The 23,923-nt window shown below is 64.7% G+C and carries 22 protein-coding genes; 9 read left to right on the top strand and 13 right to left on the bottom strand.

What is annotated here, in order from left to right; all coding sequences use genetic code 11:
• Positions 1–341: 341 nt before the first annotated feature.
• Complete coding sequence (locus QCE63_RS11920) at positions 342–1,514, bottom strand: glycosyltransferase (RefSeq protein ID WP_309833049.1); 1,173 nt, start codon at positions 1,512–1,514, stop codon at positions 342–344.
• Between the two features lie 423 nt (positions 1,515–1,937).
• On the opposite strand from QCE63_RS11920, the gene QCE63_RS11915 reads away from it, so the two are divergent.
• From QCE63_RS11915 to QCE63_RS11895, 5 genes are all read left to right on the top strand, one after another.
• The gene (locus QCE63_RS11915; protein ID WP_309833048.1) at positions 1,938–3,185 is read left to right on the top strand and encodes an oligosaccharide flippase family protein; all 1,248 of its coding nucleotides are present in this window, start codon (positions 1,938–1,940) and stop codon (positions 3,183–3,185) included.
• Positions 3,186–4,262: a glycosyltransferase family 4 protein gene (locus QCE63_RS11910; RefSeq protein WP_309833047.1), complete on the top strand. Its 1,077-nt coding sequence runs from the start codon at positions 3,186–3,188 to the stop codon at positions 4,260–4,262. It begins immediately after the preceding gene.
• Between the two features lie 220 nt (positions 4,263–4,482).
• Positions 4,483–4,962 (top strand): ImmA/IrrE family metallo-endopeptidase, encoded by a 480-nt coding sequence (locus QCE63_RS11905; protein WP_309833044.1) that lies wholly within the window; start codon positions 4,483–4,485, stop codon positions 4,960–4,962.
• Positions 4,959–5,414 carry a hypothetical protein gene (locus tag QCE63_RS11900; RefSeq protein WP_309833043.1) on the top strand — a complete coding sequence of 152 codons (456 nt, stop codon included), beginning with the start codon at positions 4,959–4,961 and terminating at the stop codon, positions 5,412–5,414. The genes QCE63_RS11905 and QCE63_RS11900 overlap by 4 nt, the downstream gene beginning before the upstream one ends.
• Before the next feature lie 42 nt (positions 5,415–5,456).
• Positions 5,457–6,164, top strand: coding sequence for a dienelactone hydrolase family protein (locus QCE63_RS11895; protein WP_309833041.1), 708 nt, complete (start codon positions 5,457–5,459; stop codon positions 6,162–6,164).
• Positions 6,165–6,230: 66 nt separating this feature from the next.
• Here the strand turns inward: QCE63_RS11895 and QCE63_RS11890 are convergent, their stop codons facing one another.
• From QCE63_RS11890 to QCE63_RS11870, 5 genes are all read right to left on the bottom strand, one after another.
• Positions 6,231–7,340: a glycosyltransferase gene (locus QCE63_RS11890; RefSeq protein ID WP_309833039.1), complete on the bottom strand. Its 1,110-nt coding sequence runs from the start codon at positions 7,338–7,340 to the stop codon at positions 6,231–6,233.
• A gap of 96 nt (positions 7,341–7,436) precedes the next feature.
• Positions 7,437–8,486, bottom strand: a complete 1,050-nt coding sequence (gene galE / locus QCE63_RS11885) for a UDP-glucose 4-epimerase GalE (RefSeq protein WP_404990100.1) — start codon at positions 8,484–8,486, stop codon at positions 7,437–7,439.
• A 21-nt stretch (positions 8,487–8,507) separates the two neighbouring features.
• Positions 8,508–9,647, bottom strand: a complete 1,140-nt coding sequence (locus tag QCE63_RS11880) for a glycosyltransferase family 4 protein (protein ID WP_309833037.1) — start codon at positions 9,645–9,647, stop codon at positions 8,508–8,510.
• 134 nt (positions 9,648–9,781) lie between these two features.
• The gene (locus QCE63_RS11875) at positions 9,782–10,588 is read right to left on the bottom strand and encodes a glycosyltransferase (protein ID WP_309833036.1); all 807 of its coding nucleotides are present in this window, start codon (positions 10,586–10,588) and stop codon (positions 9,782–9,784) included.
• Entirely contained in the window at positions 10,585–11,847 is a 1,263-nt protein-coding gene (locus tag QCE63_RS11870) for an oligosaccharide flippase family protein (protein WP_309833035.1), read from the bottom strand. Before QCE63_RS11870 ends, QCE63_RS11875 begins: the two co-directional genes overlap by 4 nt.
• A 499-nt stretch (positions 11,848–12,346) precedes the next feature.
• Here QCE63_RS11870 and QCE63_RS11865 point away from each other — a divergent pair, with 499 nt between their 5' ends.
• From QCE63_RS11865 to waaA, 4 genes are all read left to right on the top strand, one after another.
• A complete protein-coding gene (locus tag QCE63_RS11865) occupies positions 12,347–13,747 on the top strand; it encodes a phosphomannomutase/phosphoglucomutase (protein ID WP_309833033.1) in 1,401 nt (466 codons plus the stop codon).
• Positions 13,748–14,824: 1,077 nt separating this feature from the next.
• Positions 14,825–15,820 (top strand): lipopolysaccharide heptosyltransferase I, encoded by a 996-nt coding sequence (gene waaC / locus QCE63_RS11860; protein WP_309833032.1) that lies wholly within the window; start codon positions 14,825–14,827, stop codon positions 15,818–15,820.
• 82 nt (positions 15,821–15,902) lie between these two features.
• Positions 15,903–16,787, top strand: coding sequence for a Kdo hydroxylase family protein (locus QCE63_RS11855; protein ID WP_309833031.1), 885 nt, complete (start codon positions 15,903–15,905; stop codon positions 16,785–16,787).
• Between the two features lie 32 nt (positions 16,788–16,819).
• On the top strand, positions 16,820–18,169 hold the full coding sequence (gene waaA, locus QCE63_RS11850; protein WP_309833793.1) for a lipid IV(A) 3-deoxy-D-manno-octulosonic acid transferase: 1,350 nt from the start codon (positions 16,820–16,822) through the stop codon (positions 18,167–18,169).
• Positions 18,170–18,172: 3 nt separating this feature from the next.
• Here waaA and QCE63_RS11845 read toward each other — a convergent pair whose 3' ends face one another.
• From QCE63_RS11845 to ureA, 7 genes are all read right to left on the bottom strand, one after another.
• Positions 18,173–19,351, bottom strand: coding sequence for a glycosyltransferase (locus tag QCE63_RS11845; protein WP_404990121.1), 1,179 nt, complete (start codon positions 19,349–19,351; stop codon positions 18,173–18,175).
• A gap of 166 nt (positions 19,352–19,517) precedes the next feature.
• Complete coding sequence (gene ureG / locus QCE63_RS11840) at positions 19,518–20,168, bottom strand: urease accessory protein UreG (protein WP_309833028.1); 651 nt, start codon at positions 20,166–20,168, stop codon at positions 19,518–19,520.
• Between the two features lie 8 nt (positions 20,169–20,176).
• The gene (locus QCE63_RS11835; RefSeq protein WP_309833792.1) at positions 20,177–20,857 is read right to left on the bottom strand and encodes an urease accessory UreF family protein; all 681 of its coding nucleotides are present in this window, start codon (positions 20,855–20,857) and stop codon (positions 20,177–20,179) included.
• Positions 20,844–21,506: an urease accessory protein UreE gene (ureE, locus tag QCE63_RS11830; protein ID WP_309833026.1), complete on the bottom strand. Its 663-nt coding sequence runs from the start codon at positions 21,504–21,506 to the stop codon at positions 20,844–20,846. The genes QCE63_RS11835 and ureE overlap by 14 nt, the downstream gene beginning before the upstream one ends.
• Positions 21,507–21,522: 16 nt before the next feature.
• Entirely contained in the window at positions 21,523–23,229 is a 1,707-nt protein-coding gene (gene ureC / locus QCE63_RS11825) for an urease subunit alpha (protein ID WP_309833024.1), read from the bottom strand.
• A 28-nt stretch (positions 23,230–23,257) separates the two neighbouring features.
• Entirely contained in the window at positions 23,258–23,563 is a 306-nt protein-coding gene (locus tag QCE63_RS11820; RefSeq protein WP_309833023.1) for an urease subunit beta, read from the bottom strand.
• A gap of 14 nt (positions 23,564–23,577) precedes the next feature.
• The gene (ureA, locus tag QCE63_RS11815; protein ID WP_309809433.1) at positions 23,578–23,880 is read right to left on the bottom strand and encodes an urease subunit gamma; all 303 of its coding nucleotides are present in this window, start codon (positions 23,878–23,880) and stop codon (positions 23,578–23,580) included.
• Positions 23,881–23,923: the final 43 nt, after the last annotated feature.

Genomic DNA, 23,923 nt, shown 5'->3' with positions numbered 1-23,923 from the left:
CGGCCATGAACCAATTCGCTATCCTTTATGCAGATCGATTCGTTCGACCTTCCGTGTAATTACTCAATCTGCCTCGAACACGGAAATACTGACACCCCCAGCGACTGAATCAACGGCCTCGTCAGACGTTGGGCTTTATGAATCCAGCGGAAAAGCTAGCCGAAACGTTAGGGGTTGCGTTGACCGGTTGAATCCGCCGCTGCTTTCTTTGGTGACTTTCTTTGCAGCGGCAAAGAAAGTTACCCCCGCCCCGGGGAGGGGCAGTGCTAACAGACCGACGTGATAACGGGAAGTCCATAGAAGCGCAAGCAGACAACAACAAGCGCAAGCAAAAAACCACCCTAAACCGCCTGCCTCAAAGTCTCCTTGAACTGCGCAAGTGTGTTGCGCTCCAACAGATGCCCGGCCACCTGCGGCCGTCCCCTCCTTGCGAGGACATCATCGAGTGCCCGGTTGATCGACGCAACCGCCAGATCCTCGACCACGGGTCCAAGCTCCCCGGTCCGGCAGAACCATCCAATCAATCCATCCGCCGTCGCCACGACCGGCTTCCCAAAGCGATATGCCTGCACCAGCACGCCGCTCATTCCGTAATGCCCCTTGTACCCAAGCCACACCACATCGCAAGCTGAAAACAGGTCAAGCTCGTCCTCGCTCGAAATGAACCGATCGAATACCACCGGCGCCGGTGTCAGCGCCGCCAGCGCCGCACTCAGCCGGGTGCGCGTCTCCGCATCCTGCGCCCCCGCGATCACCAGCGTCGGCCCATGCGAGCCGCTCGCCCGCCGCCCAAGCGCCTCGATCAACTCGAACACGCCCTTGCGATCGTTGATCGCCCCATACACCAGCACATGCGTGCCGTCCGACAGCCCCAGCCGCGCACGAGCGGCGGCCGGATCGGCGGCGCGCGCATCAGGAAACGGATCCGCCAGATAGTCGATGCTCGCCCCCGCCGCATGCGCGTGGCGCTTCCACCAGTCCGGCAAGGTCGGGTCGATCGTCAGCAAGGTCTTCATGCCGCCCGCCCGAATCGCACGCGCGAACAACGTCCCCTTGATCGCATTGACCACACGCCGGCGCGGCGCGCGCACGCCCACACGGTGATGGTGAAAGTTCGAGCGCATCGTGATGCCCACCCAGGGCGTCGCGCCAAACGGCGATCCCAGGAACGGCAGCGCAAGCAGGAAGTAATCGACATACGGCACGACGACCAGCGCCGCCCGCCGCTCGCGGCTCGCCGCCCCGTACATGTGCCGGAACTGCCGGTGCATCCGGGCATAACTGACCCTCGACGCCAACGCGCCGCCTTGCGCCGGCGGCGCGACAAACACGATGTCGAGACCGGACGGCGCCGCCTCGCGAATCCTGCGCGCCAGCGGATGGTCTTCGTTGCACGGATCCGTCACGATCGCACAACGGAATCCGGCTTCCATGTACGCATTCGCCGCCCATTCGGCATAACGCCAACGGTGGCCGCTGAAGTCAGGTTCGATGATGAAGACGCTTTCGGTCATCGCAGGGGCCCTTGCGGTCTCTGTGCACGTGGGTCACGCGTGAAGCGGACAGAACAACGCCGCCGACGTCCGTCGATTGCGCCGACGAATCAACACTAGCACCGCCCGCACGTCATCGAACGCCATATATGAGCGTTTATCCGCGTGCCGGAAGCGGTCCAGAAACGGTTCCAGAATCACGTTCGCAACGGCGAAAGGCCCGCAATCCGCATCGCTACCCATTTCGGGCCGATTTCGACTACGCGTTGGCGTCCGCCGCGACACGGCGCACGATACTTTTGCCACAGTCGCCTGAAAAGAAGCGTGGCCGCGCTCGCATCGCCGTCCGGACAAGGCGTTGCAACGGCTCGCAAGGTGGTCCGCACGCGATACCGACATATCGCGGCGCCACGAATTGAAATCTCAGCTGCGCGGGGAATTCGAGTGAGATCGGTCCGGCTTCCTTTTCTTCCGGCACGCGCGCGTTTCGAGCACGATGCAGCGTTCTGGGTGCTGCTCCAGCAAGTCGTCGTGCGCGGTTTCGTGGCCATCAAGTTTCTCGCCATCGGCCGGATTCTCGGGCCGGAAGCCATCGGCGCAGTCAGCATCGCGCTGCTCGCCGTCGCCATCGCCGAATCGCTCTCCGACACCGGTCTCGCCCAGGCCGTCGTGCAAGGGCGCGACGCGCCCACCCACAGCGAACTCGGCGCAGTCTGGACCACCCTCGCCATGCGCGGCCTCGTCATCGGCCTGCTGCTCGCCGCCCTCGCGCCGTTCATGAGCAGTCAGTTTCATCTGAGCGGTTCCGTCGGGCTCATCCTGCTCGCGGCCGCGCTGCCGCTCCTGCGCGGCATCGCCTCTCCCGCCTATTTCGTCGTCACCCGACAGCGCGGTTTCCAGAAGCTCGCGGGCGTCGAAACGTCCGCCGCGTTCACCGATTGCGCCATCGGCCTCGTATGCGCGCTGTCCGGCGCGGGCGCGTATTCCGTGCTGATCGGCCTGGTCGCGGGCGAACTGCTCAAGACCGCGCTCACCTGGACCAGCATGGCGCCGCGTCCGCCACTGCGCTTCTCCTTCGCGGGAATCGGCCACTACGTGAACTTCAGCCGCTGGATCTGGGCGGGCAGCGTGGTCAACCTGCTGCTCAACCAGTTCGACAAGGTGGTCGTCGCCAAACTGCTCGGCCCGGCTCAGCTGGGCGCGTACCAGATGTCATCGAAACTCGCGCAGATGCTGCTCGCCGATGCCGCCATCGCGATGTCGCAGTATCTGTTTCCCACCTTCTCCGAACATCACCGGCGCGACGTGCAAGCCGCGCGCAAGCTGTTCCGCCGCTATCTGCTGCTCGCGGCGTTCGGGCTGGCGCTGTTCGTCGTCGTGCTGCGCTGGGCGGCCGAGCCGCTCTTCAACTTCGTGCTCGGTCCGGCCTGGCTGTCCGCCGTGCCGCTCTTCAGGATCTTCGCCATCAACATGGCGATCGGCGCGATCATCGCCGTGCTGGTGTCGTGGTTGCGCGCCGCCGGTCTGCCGAAGGTCGCGACGCATGCGTCGATCATCCAGGCCGTCGTGCTGTGCGTGACGGTGCCCGTCGCGACGCATCTGTGGGGCGTGACCGGCATCGCCTGGGCCATGACGCTGGGGCTCGGCGCGGCCGCGAGCTGGATGCTGTTCCGAATCATGCGGGAGGCGTGAATGCGCATAGTCCACCTCGTGCTGACGCCGCGCCTGTCGGGCGCCGAAGTCCTGGCGAAAGATCTCGCGATTCATCAGCAGAAGGGGGGCGAAACGGTCGCTGTGGCCTCGCTGATGCCGGCGCACGAGGATTTCACGGCGCTCAGCGCGGAACTCGTCGCCAGCGGCGTGGAATGTCTGTTTCCGGACCGCCGGCACGGCCGCTTCGGCAAGCTGTGGAACCTGTATCGCACCCTCCGCGGCTATCGCGCCGACGTGCTGTTCGCGCACGCGACCATTCCCGCGTTCTATGCACGCGCGCTGCCGCTCGCGGCGCCGGTCGTGTATGTGATGCATTCGGCCACCAACGACTTCGAACGCTCGATGTTCCGCAGCGTCGAGCGCCTGCTGTCGCGCCGGGCGCGCGCGGTGATCGCGGTGTCGCCGAACAACATCGACGATTACGTCGACGCAGTGGGCCGCCATCCTTCGATGACGCTGATCCCCAATGGCGTCGACATGTCGCGTTTCGGCATGCGCACGCGCACCCAGGCGCCGGCGACGGCGCAGATCGTGCAGATCGGGCGCTATACCTCGGTCAAGAACCAGCTCTCGACAGTGCATGCGTTCCGCCAGGTCGTCGAGCGGGTTCCCGCCGCGCGGCTGTTGTTGTGCGGCGTGATCGAAGATCCGGCGTATCACGCGGCCGTGGGCGATCTGATCGACAAGCTCGGACTCGCGGACCGTGTCAGCATCCAAGGGCCGCGCACGGATGTCGCCGACCTGCTGTTCTCGTCCAGTGTGTTCGCGATGCCGTCGCGCTCCGAAGGGCACAGCATCGCGTTTCTCGAGGCGCTCGCCTCGGGACTGCCGGTGGTGGCCAGCACCATCCGGCCATTCGGTTTCGCCGCCGATCTGCCCGGCGTGCATTTGTGCGATCCCGACGATACCCAGGCCTACGCCGATGCCCTCGTGCGCGCACTGGCCGAACCGCGTTCGCACCGGCCGCTGCCGGGACTCACGCTCGCGGATACGGCGGCGCGTTATCTCGCCGTCGCACGCGAGGTCACGCGGCCGCTGCGCGCGGCGGCGGTCTGATTTTTTCATTGCCTTCCGGCTTCCAACGCACTCCGCTTTCTGCCTTTTCTTCAGGGTTTATCGATGCCCCTGGAAGCGCCGCTTTCTTTTTTATTCGTCATGCTAGCCATTCGGACTAGGTGCGTAGAGGCGCGCAAAACCTGATGATAGACTGCATCGCCATATCGCAAAGGATGGCGAAGCATCTGTTACGGGAAGAGATGATGAAGGGAAAGGAAACATGCTGAAAAGAACCGCGTATTACATGCTTGCGAAGCATTGGGACGGAAAATTGCCCGTTGACACTTTTGCTATTGCCCGGTCCGAGAACGTGACCGTGCAGCTTGAACCGGACATGGGCGTAGTGTACGGGCGCTTCGAATTCGTTGACGGACAGCCGCGCATTGCCGTCAATGGCGATGCCCCGGAGCTGCGGCAGCGTTTCGTCGTCGCGCACCATCTCGGACATCTGGCGCTGAGGCACGGCACGCAATTCACGTGTGCCTCACGCCAGTTTTCACTATATCAACTGGACGAAATCGAGAATCAGGCCAATCGCTTCGCACTGGAATTGCTCGTACCCGGGTTCGCGCTCAACATCCTGATACAGAAGCGGAACATCACCAACTTCGCTCGCCTGACGGATGCTTTCGACGTCAGCGAACTTGCAATGAAGGTCCGCTTGAAGCAAACCGGATGGATCAAACGAGCACGCATATGAATCGCCTTCCTGTCGTGGCCGAGCGCGATGAGACCTCGGATCTCACCATTCCGCCACCTGAACTTAAAGAGCGGGTGGCAGCGCATCCCGAACTCATTGAAGAGGAAATTGCTGATCGTAAGCAGTTTCGTCAGCTCAGAGCGTTCTCTTTCTACGGTGTGGCGGGACTGATCGCCACGCTGGCAACCTTGTTCGTTGCGTGGACTGCGTCGTTCGGCATGAGGCTCCATGAAAGCTTTCGAGCGGATCCTGCCTTGAGCGTGTTCCTTCTCACGCCCATGATCGTGATGTCAGCTTCGGTCGTCTTGCCGTTGCTCGCCCTCGTTCGCTTCGTGTTCCGGGAAACCTCCAGCGACGACGAACCTGCCGCACCCACCCTCTGGCAAGCCCTGCTCAAGGAACTGGCAGACCTTTTCAAGCAGTACCTGAACCGCAGCAAGCCCGCGACCTGATCGCGCGTCTCACCACTCGCTCCACTCGCACAGGAGACTTTCATGTCCGACATGCTCAGCATCTCCACCCCTGACGGCAACTTCGATGCCTACGTCGCCTATCCGGCCGCGACGCCCGCGCAGACTGCCGCACCCGCAGTCATCGTCGTCCAGGAAATCTTCGGCATCAACGGCGACATGCGCGAAACCTGCGACGAATACGCGCGTCAAGGGTACGTCGCGTTGTGCCCCGACCTGTTCTGGCGTCTCGAACCCAATGTCGTTCTCACGGATCGCACCGAAGCGGAATGGCAGCAGGCCATGAAGTACTACAACGCGTTCGACCTGAACACGGGCGTCGAGGACATCGCCGCGACCATCGGCTTCGCGCGGGGACTGCCGCAGGTGCGGGGAAAGATCGGCGTGGTCGGCTTCTGTCTCGGCGGGCTGTTGTCTTTCCTGACGGCTGCGCGCACGGACGTCGACGCTGCGGTTGCGTACTACGGCGGCGGCACGGACCAGCATCTCGGCGAAGTGCCGAAGATACGCATTCCGCTGATGCTGCATCTCGCGGAAGCGGACGAATTCATTCCAGCGGATGCACGCAACCGCGTGCTCGTTGCCGTGCAGGGACAAACGAACGTCGAGGCGTTCACCTATCCCGGCTGTCATCATGCGTTCGCGCGCAACCAGGGCGTGCATTACGATGACGCCGCCGCGCAGCTCGCCAACGGTCGCACCTTTGCATTCTTCGCGCAGCACCTGAAATGACCCGCGCCGGTCGCGCCAGAAAAAACGCCGCCCGAAGCAGGGCGGCGCGCGTTCATTACCTCACGCTTATTTCTTCACCGTATGCGGCCGTCGAAACACCAGCCAGCGCGGCGACTTGAAGCGCACGATGCTCACATACAACCACACGTAGGTGGCCGCGAACACCACGACGAAGCAGAACAAATGCAGCGTGTGCCGCCAGAAAAGCGTCGCCGGAATCACGGCGATCAGGCACAGCAGCCAGAGGTAGGGCGAGGTGAGCGAGTTGCGTCGAGTGAGTTCGTGCGCGTTCTTCACCCCGACGGCCCAGCGCATCAGACGCTTGTAGACGAGCATGTGCAGATGCACGCCGTCCGGAATCCCCGGCGAGATGCCGCGAATGAATTTCTTGCGATAGATCGAGAAACAGGTTTCGAAGATCGGGTACATGAACAGCAGCACCGGATACCAGGCCGACACATCGCGGTTGCGCATCACGAGCATGATGGCGAGTTCGCCGAGCATGAAGCCAACGAAGTAGGCGCCGCCGTCACCCAGAAAGATCAACCCCGCCGGAAAGTTCCAGATGAAGAAGCCCATCACCGCGCCCATCATGATGAGCGAGCCCGACAGCACCACCGGATCATGCACCTGGAACGCCACATAGGCGAGCGAGGCGAACATCATGAAGGTGACCATCGAGGCGAGGCCGTTGAAGCCGTCGATGATGTTCACCGCGTTGGCGAGCGCCGCCACCGCGAGCACCGTCACCGCGCAGGAAATGACTGCGTAGGAGAGCAGGAAATCGAGCGGCGGCACGCTGATGCGCGTCACGGCGATGTCGAGAAACCCATACGCCAGTCCGGCGGCGGCCATCGTGCAAAGCAGGCGTACCAGTGGCGACACGCGTTTGGTCAGGTCCTCGACGAGCCCGGACAGGAACGCCGGCATGCCGCACGCAATGATGCCGAGAATGCCGCCCGACACCGCCGGATAGCCCCAGCGCAACTGCACGGCGGAAGCGGTCAGTCCGCACAGAATGCCGACGCCGCCGATGCGCGGCACCGGATGCGCATGAAATTTCTGCACGCCGGCGAGGTCGGTATCGCCGAGCACGCCTTCCTGGAGATGGGCGAAGCGCACGATGAACAGCGTCACCAGCAGCGAAATCAGGAAGGCAAGCGCGAAACTAAGCATGAAGATGAACCGGAGGAGGGGTTGCGCCCCGCATCGTACCTCATCGGCAGGGACGATCCGGAGCGCAATGCCGGAAGCTGCGTTCCAGGCGAACCCTCAAGCAAAACCTTGCGGATTCTGCGACTGCCAGCGCCAGTGATCCTCGCACATGCGTTCGATGCCATGCTGCGCGCGCCAGCCGATCAACTCGGCCGCGGCGGCGGGGTCGGCGTAGCACGCGGCGATATCGCCCGGACGGCGCGGCACCAGTTCGTAGGGCACAGGCTTGCCGGACGCCGCCTCGAACGCCTTGACGACATCGAGCACGCTGTATCCCTGGCCCGTGCCCAGGTTCACGACGAAGCTGCGGTCCAGGCGCCGCAGCGCGTCGATGGCCGCGATATGCCCGCGCGCCAGGTCCACGACGTGAATGTAATCGCGCACGCCGGTGCCGTCGTGGGTCTCATAGTCGCTGCCGAACACGCGCAGGCGCTCCAGCTTGCCGACGGCCACCTGCGCCACATACGGCATCAGATTGTTCGGCACGCCTGCCGGATCCTCGCCGATCAAGCCGCTTTCGTGCGCGCCCACCGGATTGAAATAGCGCAGCGTGGCAATCCGCCATGACGGGTCCGAGATTTCCAGATCGCGCAGGATCTGCTCGGCGATGAGCTTCGACTGGCCGTAGGGATTGGTTGCCGAGAGCGGGAAGGATTCGTCGATCGGCACGCTTTTCGGCACGCCGTACACCGTCGCGGACGAACTGAACACGAAGTTGCGCACATTGCGCGCCTTCATCACCTTGAGCACGGCGAGCAGGCTGCCGACGTTGTTCGCGTAATACTCGACCGGCTTTGCCACGGACTCGCCCACGGCCTTGAGCGCCGCGAAGTGGATGGCGCCGGTGATGTCGTGGGCGTCGAAGATGCGTTCGAGCGCGGCTTCGTCGCGGGAATCTTCCTGATAGAACGCCACCCGCTTGCCGGTGATCTGCTCCACGCGTTGCAGCGATTCGGCACGGCTGTTCACGAGATTGTCGATGACCGCCACGTCATAGCCCGCGTCGAGCAGTTCGACGCAGGTATGCGTGCCGATGAAGCCGGCCCCGCCGGTGACGAGAATCGTGCCCTGGGTCGCGTTGTTCAGCGACTGCTTGCCATTCATCATGCGCTCTCCAAATAACTCGAATCAGAGTGAAATGCCGGTGATGGCATGTATTGTGCCCTTGTAGCGTTCGACGACATTCTTCTCGTCGAATTCACGGGCCACCTTGGCGCGGCCGCGCTGCGCCATCGCCGCGCGTTCGGCGGCGGGCAGCGTCAGCATGCGCTCGAGCGCCTGGGCCAGGCTGTCCGCGCTTTTCACCTCGCAGAGCAGTCCCGTCACGCCGTGCTCGACCACTTCGCGGCAGCCCGGCACATCGGTGGCGACGATCGGGCGGCCCATCGCCGACGCTTCCATCAGCGTGCGCGGCACGCCTTCCCGGTACGACGGCAGCACGACGCAGTCCGCCGCGGCGATGAGCGGACGCACGTCGTGCGCTTCGCCCAGGTACTCGACGATATTGTCGGCCTCCCATTGCGCCACGTCCGTGCGGCTGATCGCGCTCGGATTGTCGACGCCGACCGGCCCGAGCAGCTGAAAGCGCACGTGCGCAAACCGTGCCTTCAGGCGCCGCGCGGCTTCCACGTATTCGGCCACGCCCTTGTCCCACAGCAGCCGGCCAATCAGGATGAAGACAAAATCCTCGCGGGCGGGCAGCGGAGTGAAGGCGAATTCATCGAGATCGACGCCTTCTCCATGCAGCCGCCGCGCACGATCCGGATGCGCCAGCAGCTTTTCCTGCACGAAAGCCGCATGATCGTCCTGATTCAGGAACCAGATCTCGCGTGGGAAGCGGAACGCGAAGCGGTAGAGCCGTTTCGCGACTTCCGCCGTGCGGCTCTTCTGGATGAACACGTAGCCCAAGCCCGTTGTGACGGCGATCGACGGCACGCGCGCGAGCATCGCGGCCAGCGAACCGTAGATGTTCGGCTTGATCGTGTAGTGGAGCACGATGTGCGGGCGCGTCGTCCGATAGGCGCGGTACAGCGCGGCGAGCGTTTTCAGGTCCTGGCGCGGATCGGTGCCCTTCGAGGCCACCGGCAGTTCGACGCAGCGGCAGCCCATCTCGGTGAGCGGCTCGAAGGTGCGGTCGCGCGGCGCGAGAATCGTTACCTCGGCGCCGCGTGCGGTCAGCGTGCGCAGCAGGCCGCGCCGGTAGGTGTAGATTGCCCATGCGGTGTTGCAGACGAGGGCAATGCGAAGACTCGACTTTTCTTTCGTCATCCGGAGGTCATGGTTCGACGGCATGGATCGCGCGGCGTGCCATCGAGTTGCAGGTGAGTGGACAAGTGCCGCGCGGATTCGCCGTGCGCTCAACGTAACGCAAAACAATTTGAAAACAAATCGACAAAAAAGCTTCAGGCGACGGGCGTGGAGCGCATGAGTTTCGCCTTCAGGCTGCGCAGCAGACTGTACGGTAGCGCCAGATGCGCGACGCTCTTGACGATCCCCAGCCAGTCCAGCGGATTCATCACTCGCAGATGGCGCAGCTGCAGCCGCAGGGTCGAGACCACCTGGGTCCGCCGTTTCGTCGCGCTGATGCCGGCCTCGTTGAGTTCGTAATACAGGCCGAACTCGGGCAGGTTGGCGCCGTCGTGATGCTGCAAGAGGCGCAGGATCAGGTCCAGATCCTCCGCGGCACGATAGCGCACGCGATAGTTGCCCGCCTCGATCACCGCGTCCACGCGCAGCATCAGCGAAGGATGCGTGAAACAGGTGCGCACCAGCATCAGGCGGCGCAGCGCGGACGGCTCGCACGGCGGCTTCAGGTCGAACAGCGGCGCGCCCGCGGTGGATACGACGTGGGTCCACATGCCCAGCACCGCGACGCGCGGATGCGCTTCCATATAGGCGCGCTGCTTCGCGAGACGGCCGGGCGTGGCGAGATCGCCGGCGTCGATGCGCGCCGCATAGCGCACGCCGCGCGCCGCGAGCGCCTCGATGCCGGCCTGCAACGCCCGTTCGATGCCGCCGTTGCGCGGCATCCGCAGGATCTCGATCTGCAGGTTCGCCAGCGCGGGCGCGGTGATCGGCGGGGTGCTGCCGTCGTCAACGACCAGCACACGCACCGGCGCCGTCTCCCGGAACGACGCGAGCGTGCGCTCGACCTCGGCCTGGCCGTTGAAGGCGGGCAGCAGCAGCATCACATCGGAAAGAGCATTCATGCGCGCAGCCGGAAACGGAGGTAATAAAAGTTCACCGATGCCGCCGCCACATAGCCCGCCGCCAGGCCCATCAGTGCGCCATAGCCTTCGAAGCGCGGGATCGTGATCAGGTTCACCGCGAACGCGACCGCAAGCGCAAGCAGCCACTTCGACAACAGCACGTACTTCGCCTGATATTTGAGCACGACCAGATTGCCGATCGCCTCGATGCCGGCCGGCACCGACAGCCACACGGCCCAGCGGAACAGGTTGGCGGCGTCGGCATAGTTCGGCCCGAACACGCGCGCGATGATGAAGCCGCCGAGCGCGTCCAGCACGGCGGCGCCCGCGATCATCAGCAAGGCGGTCAGCGCGAACAGGCGCAGCAGGTTGCGCCGCAACAGCCGCGTGTCCTGCACGCGGTACACGAAAGCTGGCGCGATGGTCTGCGCGAGCATCAGCGCGAGCGCGATCCAGTTCTCGTTGAGTTGCTGCGCGGCGGAATACAGGCCCAGTTCGGCGAACGACACGCGGTGCGCGAGCATCAGCCGGTCGAGCTTCAGGAACAGGTACATGCAGATGAGACCGAGCCAGAACACCGTGCCTGCGCTCGCGAAATGCCGGAAAAGCGCGCGGTCGAAGCGCCAGCCGAGCCGGCCGCCGTGCCGGCGCATGTAGTACAACACGAGCGCCGCGCTGATTGCGGCTGCTTCGAGCGCCCACAGCCAGCCGAAGCGCGACGGCGCCGCCGCGACGCGTACGAGCGCGTAGACCAGCGCCGCCTTGACGATCGCGGCCAGCATGCTGGCGAGCAGTTGCGGCTTGCTGTAGGTCTGGCTTTGCAGCCAGGAATTGACGACGCCAATGAAAGGTTCGCGGAACAGCATCGTCACGGCGAGGCCGGCGAGCATGAGGCCGACGGTCGGGTCGATGCCGCCCGCCGCGATCCAGATCCAGGTTGCGATGAGCGCGAGGATCGAGACGCCCATGCGCAGCACGAACGCGCTGCCGAGCACGATGCCGGTGTCGGCGGGCAGACGGCGCACGATGGTCGGGACGAGGATTTCCGCGCCGCAGACCCACGTGACCGGCGCGATCACGAGCAGCAGCGTGTTGGCGTACTGCCACTTGCCGAAGTCGTCGGGGCCGAGATAGCGCGCCAGCACGCCCGCGACGACGATGGCGACCGCAATCTGCGTGAGCCGTTCCAGTCCGAGCCAGACGATGTTGGCGAGCGCGCGGGCGACGTCCGGATTGCCGGAGCGCAGCAAGGCCTTCATGCGGCGCGCTTCCCGCCGTGCACGGGCACGGCGCGTGCTGCCGAAGACTGTCCGGCTGCTCGAATGGCCCAACCTGCTGACGAACGGCCTTCAATTGTCACGTTATGTGGGATGACGCGCGAAGGCGCTTGATTCGGGGGCATCGGGGCAATAGGGCGTTTGAGCATTGGATTAGAATGAACGCGCCGGTTTTTACCGCAACGCGAGAGCCACGAGAGCGCCGAAAGACAGCGATTATAAGTGCGATCCGGGGTGCGTCTGCCCGCCTCGGCCGCCGGCACGGGCTTCAGTGTGTTTCCGTTTGCATGCGCTGCTGCGGTTTGCTTCCATTTGTTTCAGTCGTATGGGTTTAACAGACGCATAGGCACAATTCGACACGTCATCCGACAGTCGTCCGCGCGGCATACGCGCTGTGGCGGCGGCCAACGTCACGACCTGCATGCCCTCATGGCTGCATCGCCGAGAATTCGTTCATCATTCGATAAGAGGTAGCCATCTCATGAGCCAAGTATCCCAATCCATTTTCAAGGCCTACGACATTCGCGGCATCGTTGGCAAGACGGTCGATCGCGACGTTGCGAAGAGCATCGGACAGGCGTTCGGCAGCGAGATCAAGAAGCAGGGCGGCGATTCGGTGGTGGTCGCGCGCGACGGCCGCCTGTCCGGTCCTGAACTGGTCGGCGCGCTGGCGGACGGCTTGCGTGCGGCGGGCGTCGATGTGATCGATGTCGGCATGGTACCGACGCCGGTCGGCTATTTTGCGGCGAGCGTGCCGCTGCCCTTGCCGTCGGGCGAGCGGCGCGTGGATTCGTGCATCGTCGTGACGGGCAGTCACAATCCGCCCGACTACAACGGCTTCAAGATGGTGCTGCGCGGTGCGGCGATTTACGGCGAGCAGATCCAGGGCTTGTACAAGCGCATCGTCGACAATGACTTTTCGACGGGCGAAGGCAGCTATACCGAGTTCGACGTGCAGCAGATGTATCTGGACCGTATCGTGTCGGATGTGAAGCCGGTGCGCGGGATGAAGATCGTCGTGGATGCGGGTAATGGCGTGGCGGGCGGACTGGCGCCGCGTCTGTTCAAGGCGCTTGGTTGCGAGCTGGTTGAGCTGTTCACGGACATCGACGGCAATTTCCCGAACCATCATCCGGATCCGGCGCACGTCGAGAACCTTCAGGACGTCATCAAGGCCTTGAAGGAAACCGATGCCGAAGTGGGCTTTGCATTTGATGGCGACGGCGACCGTCTGGGCGTCGTGACGAAGGATGGCCAAGTGATTTTTCCGGACCGTCAACTGATGCTGTTCGCGCAGGAAGTGCTGTCGCGCAACAAGGGTGGGCAGATCATTTATGACGTGAAGTGCACGCGCAATCTGGCGAAGTGGGTGCGCGAGCAGGGCGGCGAGCCGATCATGTGGAAGACGGGCCATTCGCTGGTGAAGGCGAAGCTGCGTGAGACGGGTGCGCCGCTGGCGGGCGAAATGAGCGGTCATGTGTTCTTCAAGGACCGTTGGTACGGGTTTGATGATGGCTTGTACACGGGCGCGCGGCTGCTTGAGATCCTGTCGAGGGTGGCGGATCCGAGCAAGTTGCTCAACGACCTGCCGGACTCGCTTTCGACGCCGGAGCTGCAGATCAAGATGGAAGAGGGTGAGAACGTTCAGCTCATTTCGAAGCTGCAGAAGAACGCGAAGTTCACGGGTGCCGATGATGTGCTCACTATCGACGGACTGCGCGTCGAATACCCGGATGGGTTCGGGTTGGCAAGATCGTCGAACACGACGCCGGTCGTGGTGATGCGGTTCGAAGCGGATAGCGAAGGGGCGCTGAAGCGCATTCAGGAAGATTTTCGAAGGGTGATTCTGGCGGAGAAGCCGGACGCTCAATTGCCGTTCTGAAGCGCCTGCGCGGCGCTTGACTAAGCGGTGCGGTTTCTTTTTTGGGGGCCGCACCGGTTATTTCTTCCGCTGGCGCTTCTATGGACTTCCCGATATCACGTCGGTCTGTTGGCACTGCCCCTCCCCGGGGCGGGGGTAACTTTCTTTGCGGCTGCAAAGAAAGTCACCAAAGAAAGCAGCTTTCTTACCGCCCAAGGTTCACTAGCGGCGCGACACGGAAATACCTCACTGGCCCTGCAGTAGCGAGTGCCCCCATAGGCCCCACCGGGCGTGGATCGCGGACCCACTGTGAAATCGCGCCATTGAACAGACTGGTGCAGCCCCTGAAAGCTCCGGCGCTGCGCTTCGCGCCGCCGACCGGTCAATCGGGTCTGCCGGTGCTTGCTTGCTGACTCATCCATCTCGGCTACCGCGTCCATTTCACCGCGCAAACCTCCCGTTGGTTTCCCTTGCATACCCTTCGGCAGCGCGTAGCGCTGGGCCGGCGCTTTCAATGGCTGCACCAGTCTGTTCTGTGGTGCGGTTGCACGGTGGGTCCGCGATCCAAGCCCGGTGTGGCCTCTGAGGGCACTCGCTACTGCCGGGCCAGAAACCGGGCTCTGTGCTGCATCCGTGTGACTACGCTGGGCGGTAAGAAAGATGCTTTCTTTGGTGACTTTCTTTGCAGCCGCAAAGAAAGTTACCCCCGCCCCGGGGAGGGGCAGTGCGAACAGACCGACGCGAACACGGGAAGTCCATGAAAGCGCTGGCAAACCAAACACCAGCAACCCACGCGAAGGACCAGAGCGAAGACCGGGGCAGTGCCAACAGACCGACGCGAACACGGGAAGTCCATGAAAGCGCTGGCAAACCAAACACCAGCAACCCACGCGAAGGACCAGAGCGAAGACCGGGGCAGTGCCAACAGACCGACGCGAACACGGGAAGTCCATGAAAGCGCTGGCAAACCAAACACCAGCAACCCACGCGAAGGACCAGAGCGCAGGCCCCCGATGGTGCAAAGCCCGCCAACCCGCCATGCCGCGCTAAAATCCCCCTTTTCCCTTCACCCGGCGCCCTCGGCGCCACTCCCCCGGCGTGCAAAAAATCCTGATCGTCCGCGTGTCGTCGCTTGGCGACGTCGTCCACAATATGCCGGCCATTGCCGACATCCGCCGCCGCTATCCGGATGCCCAGATCGACTGGCTCGTCGAAGAAAGCTTCACCAGTCTCGTCGAACTGGTTCAAGGCGTACACCGCCCCATCCCGTTCTCGCTCCGACGCTGGCGCAAGTCGATCGCCTCGCCAGCCACCTGGCGCGAGATCGGCCAGTTCAAGCGCACGCTCGCCGCCGAAAACTACGATCTCGTCATCGACTGCCAAGGCCTCATCAAAACCGCATGGGTCGCAAGCTGGGCCCGCGGGCCGCTCGCCGGCCTCGCCAACCGCACCGACGGCGCCGGCTTCGAATGGCCCGTGCGCTTCTTCTACGACCGCCGCGTACCCGTCGAGCCCCGCACTCACGTCGTCGAACGCACCCGCAAGCTGGTCGCCGCCGCCCTCAGCCTGCCCGACCCGCACATGAGCGACGACATCGACTTCGGCCTCGACACACGGCGCGCGACCCTCGCCGTCTCCGAACTCGGTCTCAACCTGCCCGTGCCCTATGTCGTGTTCGTCCACGCCACCTCGCGCGCCGACAAGCAATGGCCCGAAGCCGCATGGATCGAACTCGGACAGGCGCTCGTCACGCGCGGCGCATCACTCGTGCTGCCCTGGGGCAGCGAAGCGGAACGCGCGACCAGCGAAAAGCTCGCGAAGGAATTCGGCGCGGCAGCCATCGTGCCGCCCAAGCTCTCGCTGCCCGCAGTAGTCGGGCTGATCGAGGGCGCGGCGGCGACAGTCGGCGTCGATACCGGTCTGGTGCATATTGCCGCGGCGCTGAAGCGGCCGACCGTCGAGTTGTACAATTTCTCGACCGCCTGGCGCACCGGCGGCTACTGGTCGCCGCAAGTCGTCAATCTCGGCGACGCAAGCCGCCATCCCACGCTCGCAGACGTCAAGGCCGCCCTCGCGGGCTTCGGCCTGCTGTAGCGCTTGGCGCATGGCCCGCACGCGCGGGCAACGCGCGGGACAACCCAGCTGTCATTCAAGCTCGAAGCAAGGTCATAATCACATGACGGAATCGCAAATCATCGAAGTCGCTTCCGCCGACTGGCACGGAAAAAATCTCTCCGTACCGCGCGAGACGCTGCTGGCCGGCGTCGAAAACGGCAAGGTGCTGTATTTTCCGAATCTGCATTTCGCAATCGAAGGCGGCGAACGCGCGCTGCTCGATCCCAAGATCGCGGATCCCAAGCGCAAGAACATCAGCCTCGCGCCCAATGGCGGCGCGCTGAACGGCGTGCTCGGCGATGCCGTGATGCAGTCGGCAGTGCGCTCGCTCATCAAGCGCTATCAGGACAACGCGCGCTCGCTCGTCGACGGCCTGTTTCCCGAATACGACGGCAAGCTGCGCGTCGCGCCCACCAGCCTGCGGCTGCATCAGGTCGAAACCCGCGAGACCTCGTGGCGCAAGGACGACAGCCGCCTGCACGTCGACGCCTTCCCGTCGCGCCCGAACTACGGCGAGCGCATCCTGCGCGTGTTCACCAACATCAACCCGCAAGGCGCGCCGCGCGTCTGGCGCGTGGGCGAGCCGTTCGAAGACATGGCGCAGCGCTTCCTGCCCGCCATCAAGGCGCAGGCGCCCGGCGCCGCATGGCTCATGAACCTGCTGCACATCACCAAGTCGCGCCGCAGCGAATACGACCATCTGATGCTGCATCTGCACGACGCAATGAAAGCCGACCTCGACTATCAAAAGGTCTCGCCGCAGGAAACCATGCCGTTCCCGCCCGGCTCGGTGTGGGTCTGCTTCTCGGATCAGACTTCGCATGCCGTGATGTCCGGCCAGTACATGATGGAGCAGACCTTCTTCCTGCCCGTCAAGGCGATGGCCCGTCCCGAGTGCGCGCCGCTCGGCATTCTCGAGCGCCTGAAGGGCAGGGCGCTCGTTTGAGCGGCGCCGCTTCTCCCAGTCTGTCCGCCAGCGTGCTGCGCCGAATCTACCGCGCGCTATGGTGGATCGTCGCGCCGCTCGCGGTGCTGCGGCTCCTGATCCGCTCGCGCAGGGAACGGGGCTACCGCGAACACATCGGCGAGCGCTTCGGACACATGCCGCCGCATGGCGGCCGCAGCGCCGGCGATCTCGCACCGCTCATCTGGGTGCACGCGGTATCGGTCGGCGAGACGCGCGCCGCGCAACCGCTCATCGACGCGCTGATCGACGCGCATCCCGAAGCGCGCATCCTGCTCACCCACATGACGCCGAGCGGGCGCGCCACGGGCGTTGAGCTGTTCGGCGACCGCGTGCTGCGCAGCTATCTTCCCTACGATCTGCCGATTCTCGTGCGGCGCTTCCTGCGCGCATGGCGGCCGTCGCTCGGCATCGTGATGGAAACCGAGGTCTGGCCGACGCTCATCGACGAATGCAAGCGCGCCGACGTGCCGCTCGTGCTGACCAACGCGCGCATGTCGCAGCGTTCGTACCGGCGCGCGGCGAAGTTCGGCCGCGCGGTGCGCGAGGTGTTCGGCGGCTTCTCGCGCGTGCTCGCCCAGACGCCTTCCGATGCCGAACGGCTCACCGCGCTCGGCGCCCGCAATGTCGCGGTGCTCGGCAATCTGAAGTTCGACATGAGCGCGCCGCCCGAACTGATCGCGCGGGGCCAGGCATGGCGCACGGCAATCGGTGACCGCCCGGTGTGGGTCGCGGCGAGCACCCGCGAAGGCGAGGAAACGCTCGTGCTGCGCGCGTTCGCGGCGCTGGACATGCCGCATGCGCTGCTGATTCTCGTGCCGCGTCATCCGCAACGTTTCGACGAAGTCTCCGCGCTGCTGTCGAGTCATGGGCTGACGAGCGCGCGCCGTTCGGTCTGGGCGCCCAAACCGGCCGCGGCGGGTTCCGGCGCCGACACCCCTGAGCCCCTTTCGGCCAACGTGCAGGTCCTGCTCGGCGATTCGATGGGCGAACTCGGCGCGTACTACGCCGCCGCGGATGTGGCGTTCATCGGCGGCAGTTTGTTGCCGCTCGGCGGGCAGAATCTGATCGAAGCGTGCGCGGCGGGCGTGCCGGTGCTGATCGGCCCGCACACTTTCAATTTCACGCAGGCCACCCGCGACGCCATTGCCGCCGGCGCTGCGCTGCGCGTCCAGGATCCGCAGGAACTGGGGCAAGGCCTGCGCGAGATTTTTCAGGATCGCGCCCGGCGGCTGGCGATGAGCGCGGCGGCCTCGGCCTTCGCGGCGGCGCATCGCGGCGCAACGGCGCGCACGGTGAGCGTGCTGGGCGCGCTGCTGGAGGAAAGCGAGGCGGCGCGTGAGGCCGCGTCGCTCGCCGAATAAAGGTCAGTGCGGCTTGCGGGAGAGCAGTTCCGTCACGCAGCGCGCGAAGCGCTCGTTGCTCGCAGCGATCCCATACTCCTCGGCGCGTTCCGACGCGCGCTGCTGCATGCTGGCGCGCAGCGCGTCGTCCGTCAGCACGCGATGCAGCGCCTGCGCGAGTTCATCGACGGAACCGACCGGAAACAAAATGCCGAAGCGCCCGTCGCCGAGAATCTCGCGCGGTCCGGTCGGGCAGTCGCTGGCGATCACCGGCTTGCCGAGCGCAAGCGCTTCCAGCAGCACCATCGGCATGCCTTCATAGCGCGAGCTCAACACCTGTAGCCGCGCGCCCGCTGCCAGCGCATGCGGATTGTCGAGCTGACCCATGAAGTGCACGCGCCCATCAACACCCAGTTCCTTCGACAACCCTTCCAGCTCGCCGCGAAACGCGCCGTCGCCGACGATCACGAGATGCTCGCGAATGGCCGGATCGCGGATCAGTTGCGCATAGGCCCGCAGCAAGGTGCGATGGTCCTTCTGGATTTCATCGAGACGCGCGACCGACACGATATACGGCGCATCACAGGGCGGCGTCTGCGCCGCGGCGCCGTTGCTGCGAATCCGCTCGATGTCGATGGCATTGGGCAGCGTGAACAGCCGTTGCAGCGTGTCGCCGAACATGGCGCGGGCCTCGTCGGCCATGTGCTGGTTGAGCGCGCCGACGCCATCGTAGCGGGCGAACTGCGTCGCGAGCCGGCGCTGCTTGCGCGGCCGGTTGGCGAGGCGCGCATCGAAACTGAAATGATTCACGCCGAGCCACGCCACGCCGAACTGTCCGGCGAGACGGCGCAACGACATGTCGTAGTCGACGATCAGCGCATGGCGGCGCGCAAGCTCGGCCACGCGGCGTTTCACGTACGGACGCACAGCGAGCGTGTTGAACACGTCACGCCCGACGCGCCCGAGCTTGCTCAGGTTCTGCGCATAGCGGCGTTTCTGGAAGTGATTGAGCCAGTCCTGATCGGCGAGGATTTCGATGGCGACATCGGCCGGCACGAGCGGGCGAAAGCGCTCCTCGAAAGCGGGTGACGGATGCATGACCGACAGCGTGACCGTGAAGCGGTTGCGGTCGAACACGTGCAGCCATTGCATCAACGATGACTCGATGCCGCCGTTGCCGAAGTCGACGATATGAAACAGCACCGGAATGCGGCCGGCCGGGAAATGCGCGGGCGAGCGAGGGGACAGGGCAGCGATGGACACCGTGCAGCGCCCGCCGCACAGCGCGGGCGTGGAATGATTGCGAAGTCGTCATGCTACCGCATGCGCGTGCCGCTCCCGTGAAAGCGGCGGGCGCTGCGACATCAATTCACGAAACCAGCAAGCCCTTTTTCTCGATGAACGCGATCACCTGGACCAGCCCTTCCTGCGCCTTCAGATTGCACATGACGAAGGGGCGTTCGCCGCGCATCTTGCGGGCGTCGCTTGCCATGATGTCCAGGTTCGCGCCGACGTGCGGCGCGAGATCGGTCTTGTTGATCACCAGCAGATCCGATTTCGTGATGCCCGGGCCGCCCTTGCGCGGAATCTTCTCGCCGCCCGCGACGTCGATCACGTAAATCGTGAGATCAGAGAGTTCCGGGCTGAAGGTTGCCGCGAGATTGTCGCCGCCCGATTCGATGAACACGATGTCCGCGTCCGGAAACTTCGACACCATGCGATCCACCGCTTCGAGGTTGATCGACGCGTCCTCGCGGATGGCCGTGTGCGGGCAGCCGCCCGTCTCCACGCCCATGATGCGCTCGGCCGGCAGCGCGCCCGCCACGGTGAGCAGGCGCTGATCTTCCTTGGTGTAGATGTCGTTGGTGATGGCGACGAGATCGTAGCGCTCGCGCATCGCCTTGCAGAGCATTTCGAGCAGCGTCGTCTTGCCGGAACCGACCGGCCCGCCGACGCCGACCCGCAAGGGCGGCAGTTTTTTGGTTCGACGGGCGGCGGCGGAATAGGCGGGAGCGTTCATGAGTCGGGCTAGGAACGAAAGAGTCGTGAGTATTGGGATTCGTGCCGCGCGGACAGGATGCCCAGTTGCGGCGCGAAGGTGTTGATCCGCTCGGGGGGCGTGGCGAGCGCGCGGCGCACGGCGTCGTCGATGGGTCCGCGCAACGCGACGATGATGCGCTGCCCCGCGAGCTGGCCGAGCGGCACGGCCTTGAGCGCGGCGGCCGCCTGGTTCTCGACCCAGCTGAACGCGTAAGCGGCGAGCGCGGCGTCGGAGGCGGCGTCGTGCGCGAAGGCGGCAAAGGCGAAGGCCGTGGGCTGCGCAACCGGCTTGAGCAATGCGAGCGTTTCGCGGCGCGCGGCATCGCCCCATTCGAGCGACGTGCACAACTGCGCCAGCGACCAGCCCATCTGCTCGGTTTCGCGCCGCAACTCGGCCGACTCGCGGCTGGCGAGGTAGGAATCGTTGGCGGCGCGGAGCGCGGCGGCATCATGCGTGCGCCAGGAATCGATCTGATGCGCGAGCAAGGGCAATTCGCCGCGCGCGAGCACCGTCGAGAGACCGCTTTCGATCCACTGGCGCGCGCTGTCGCCATCGTGGATCAGGCCGTGCTCGATGGCCGCTTCAAGCCCTTGCGAGTAGCTGAACGCGCCGATCGGCAGTGCCGGCGACGCGAGATGCAGCAGCGCCGTGAGTTCAGCGATGCGCATGGCCGTGGTGCTTGTGGCCGTGATCGTGGTCATGCGGGTGATCATGACCGCATGACGAGTGATCGTGGTCATGCGAATGATCGTGGCCGCACGACGACTGATCATGTGCGTGGTCGTGCGCGTGATCATGCGCATGCCCGTGATGCTCGTCGAACACCTTCTGGGCGAGCGCATAGTCCTCGCTGAAGGTTTCGTCGTGACCATGCTTGTGGCCGCCGCCATACGCGCCGGTCTCGGGCTGGAACGGCTGCGTTTCATGCGCCACCAGCACGCCCAGGCGCTTCAGCATGTCTTCGAGCACGGCATCCGCTTCGAGCTTCAGATAGTCCGCGCCGACTTCCACCGGCGTATGACGGTTGCCGAGATGATAGGCGGCCCGCGTCAACAGACGCACGCTCGGCGCGCGCACGACGAGCACGTCTTCCGCAGCCGCGACGACGCGCACGAAGCCGCCGTCGTCCGCGACCAGCATGTCGCCGTCCGCGAGCACGGTGCCGCGCGGCATGACGAGCGCGACTTCCTCGCCGCTGTCGAGTGTCGCGGCGAGGCGGCTCTTGCAGCGCGCATCGAACGGCAGCGTCAGGGTGGGCGCGCGCTTCACGAGCACGGGCGCGAGTTTCGCGGTCAGGCGTTTGTCGATCGTACGCATGGCATTCGGCATGGCATCAGAACAGGAAATAGCGCTGCGCCATCGGCAGGACGGTGGCGGGGTCGCAAGTGAGCAATTGTCCGTCGGCGATCACCTGATAGGTCTGCGGATCGACGCTGATGGACGGTTGCCATGCATTGTGAATCATGTCGGCCTTCTTCACATTGCGGCAATTCCTTACCGCGACCACCTGCTTGGACAGTCCGTAGCGATCCGCGATGCGCGCTTCCATCGCCATCTGCGAGACGAACGTGAGCGAGGTCTTGCCGAGCGCGCCGCCGCGCGTGGCGAACATCTCGCGGTAATGCACCGGCTGCGGCGTCGGAATCGAGGCGTTCGGGTCGCCCATCTGCGCCAGCGCGATCATGCCGCCCTTGACGATCAGCGAAGGCTTCACGCCGAAGAACGCGGGCTCCCAGAACACGAGGTCCGCCCACTTGCCCGGCTCGATGGAGCCCACTTCATGCGCGATGCCGTGCGTGATCGCCGGATTGATCGTGTACTTGGCGACGTAGCGCTTGGCGCGGAAGTTGTCGTTGCGTCCGGCGTCCTCCGGCAGCGCGCCGCGCTGCACCTTCATCTTGTGCGCCGTCTGCCAAGTGCGGATGATGACTTCGCCGACCCGGCCCATCGCCTGCGAATCCGACGACAGCATCGAAAGCGCGCCCAGATCGTGCAGGATGTCTTCGGCCGCGATGGTCTCGCGGCGGATGCGCGACTCGGCGAACGCGATGTCCTCCGCAATCGACGGATCCAGGTGATGACACACCATCAGCATGTCGAGGTGTTCGTCGAGCGTGTTGATGGTGTAGGGGCGCGTCGGGTTGGTGGAGGAGGGCAGCACGTTCGATTCGCCCGCCACCTTGATGATGTCCGGCGCATGCCCGCCGCCCGCACCTTCCGTGTGATACGTGTGGATCGTGCGGCCCTTGAACGCGGCGATGGTCGTCTCGACGAAGCCCGCCTCGTTCAGCGTGTCCGTGTGGATGGCGACTTGCGTGTCGGTGTCGTCGGCCACCGAGAGGCAGTTGTCGATGGCCGCGGGCGTCGTGCCCCAGTCCTCATGCAGCTTCAGGCCGATCGCGCCGGCCTTCACCTGTTCGATCAGCGGCGCCGGCAGGCTCGCGTTGCCCTTGCCGAGGAAGCCGAGGTTCATCGGCCAGCCGTCGGCGGCCTGGAGCATGCGCTCCATGTGCCACGGTCCCGGCGTGCAAGTGGTTGCGTTGGTGCCGGTCGCGGGGCCGGTGCCGCCGCCGAGCATGGTGGTGACGCCGCTCGCGAGCGCTTCGTCGATCTGCTGCGGGCTGATGAAGTGGATGTGCGTATCCACGCCGCCCGCCGTGACGATCAGCCCTTCGCCCGCGATCACTTCGGTGGCAGCGCCGATGGCGATGTTCACGTTCGGCTGGATATCCGGATTGCCGGCCTTGCCGACGGCGAAGATGCGCCCGCCCTTGATGCCGATGTCGGCCTTCACGATGCCCCAGTGATCGAGGATCAGCGCGTTGGTCACGACGGTATCGACCACGTCCGCGGCGGCGCGCTGCGACTGGCCCATGCCGTCGCGGATCACCTTGCCGCCGCCGAACTTCACTTCTTCGCCGTAGGTGGTGAAGTCGCGCTCGACTTCGATGATGAGTTCGGTGTCGGCAAGGCGCACGCGGTCGCCGGTGGTCGGGCCGAACATTTCCGCATAAGCGCGGCGGCCGATGCGTAGCGTCATATTCTCAGCGTCCTTTTGCGGGAATGATTTAGAGCGGACCCATGACGAGGCCGTTGAAGCCGTACACATGGCGGTCGCCCGCGAGCGCCACGAGCTCGACCGTGCGTTCCTGGCCCGGCTCGAAGCGCACGGCGGTGCCCGCCGCGATGTTCAGCCGGAAGCCGCGCGCCTGCTCGCGCTCGAACTTGAGCGCCGCATTGACTTCGTAGAAATGATAATGCGAGCCGACCTGCACCGGCCGGTCGCCATGATTCGCGACGACGACCGTCACGGTCTCGCGGCCCACGTTGAGTTCGTGCTCGCCGTCATCGATGAAATATTCGCCGGGAATCATCAGCGTCGCTCTGCTCAGGGAATCGGATGATGGACGGTCACAAGCTTCGTGCCGTCGGGGAAGGTCGCTTCGATCTGGATGTCCGGGATCATCTCGGGGACGCCTTCCATCACGTCGTCGCGGGTGAGCAGCGTGGTGCCGTAGTGCATGACCTCGGCGACGGTCTGGCCGTCGCGCGCCGCTTCCATCAGCGCGGCCGAGATGAACGCCACGGCCTCGGGATAGTTGAGCTTCAGGCCGCGTGCGCGGCGGCGTTCCGCGAGCAGCGCCGCGGTGAAGATCAGCAGCTTGTCCTTTTCTCTGGGTGTCAGTTTCATGAGCTTCTTGGGCAGTAAGGCGTGACGGGCCGCGCCATGCTAG

Origin of the sequence: Caballeronia sp. LZ065 (genome assembly GCF_031450975.1) — a bacterium.
Taxonomy (GTDB): domain Bacteria; phylum Pseudomonadota; class Gammaproteobacteria; order Burkholderiales; family Burkholderiaceae; genus Caballeronia.
Note: the sequence above shows the minus strand (reverse complement) of the source record. Positions and strands in the feature narration are given on the sequence as shown.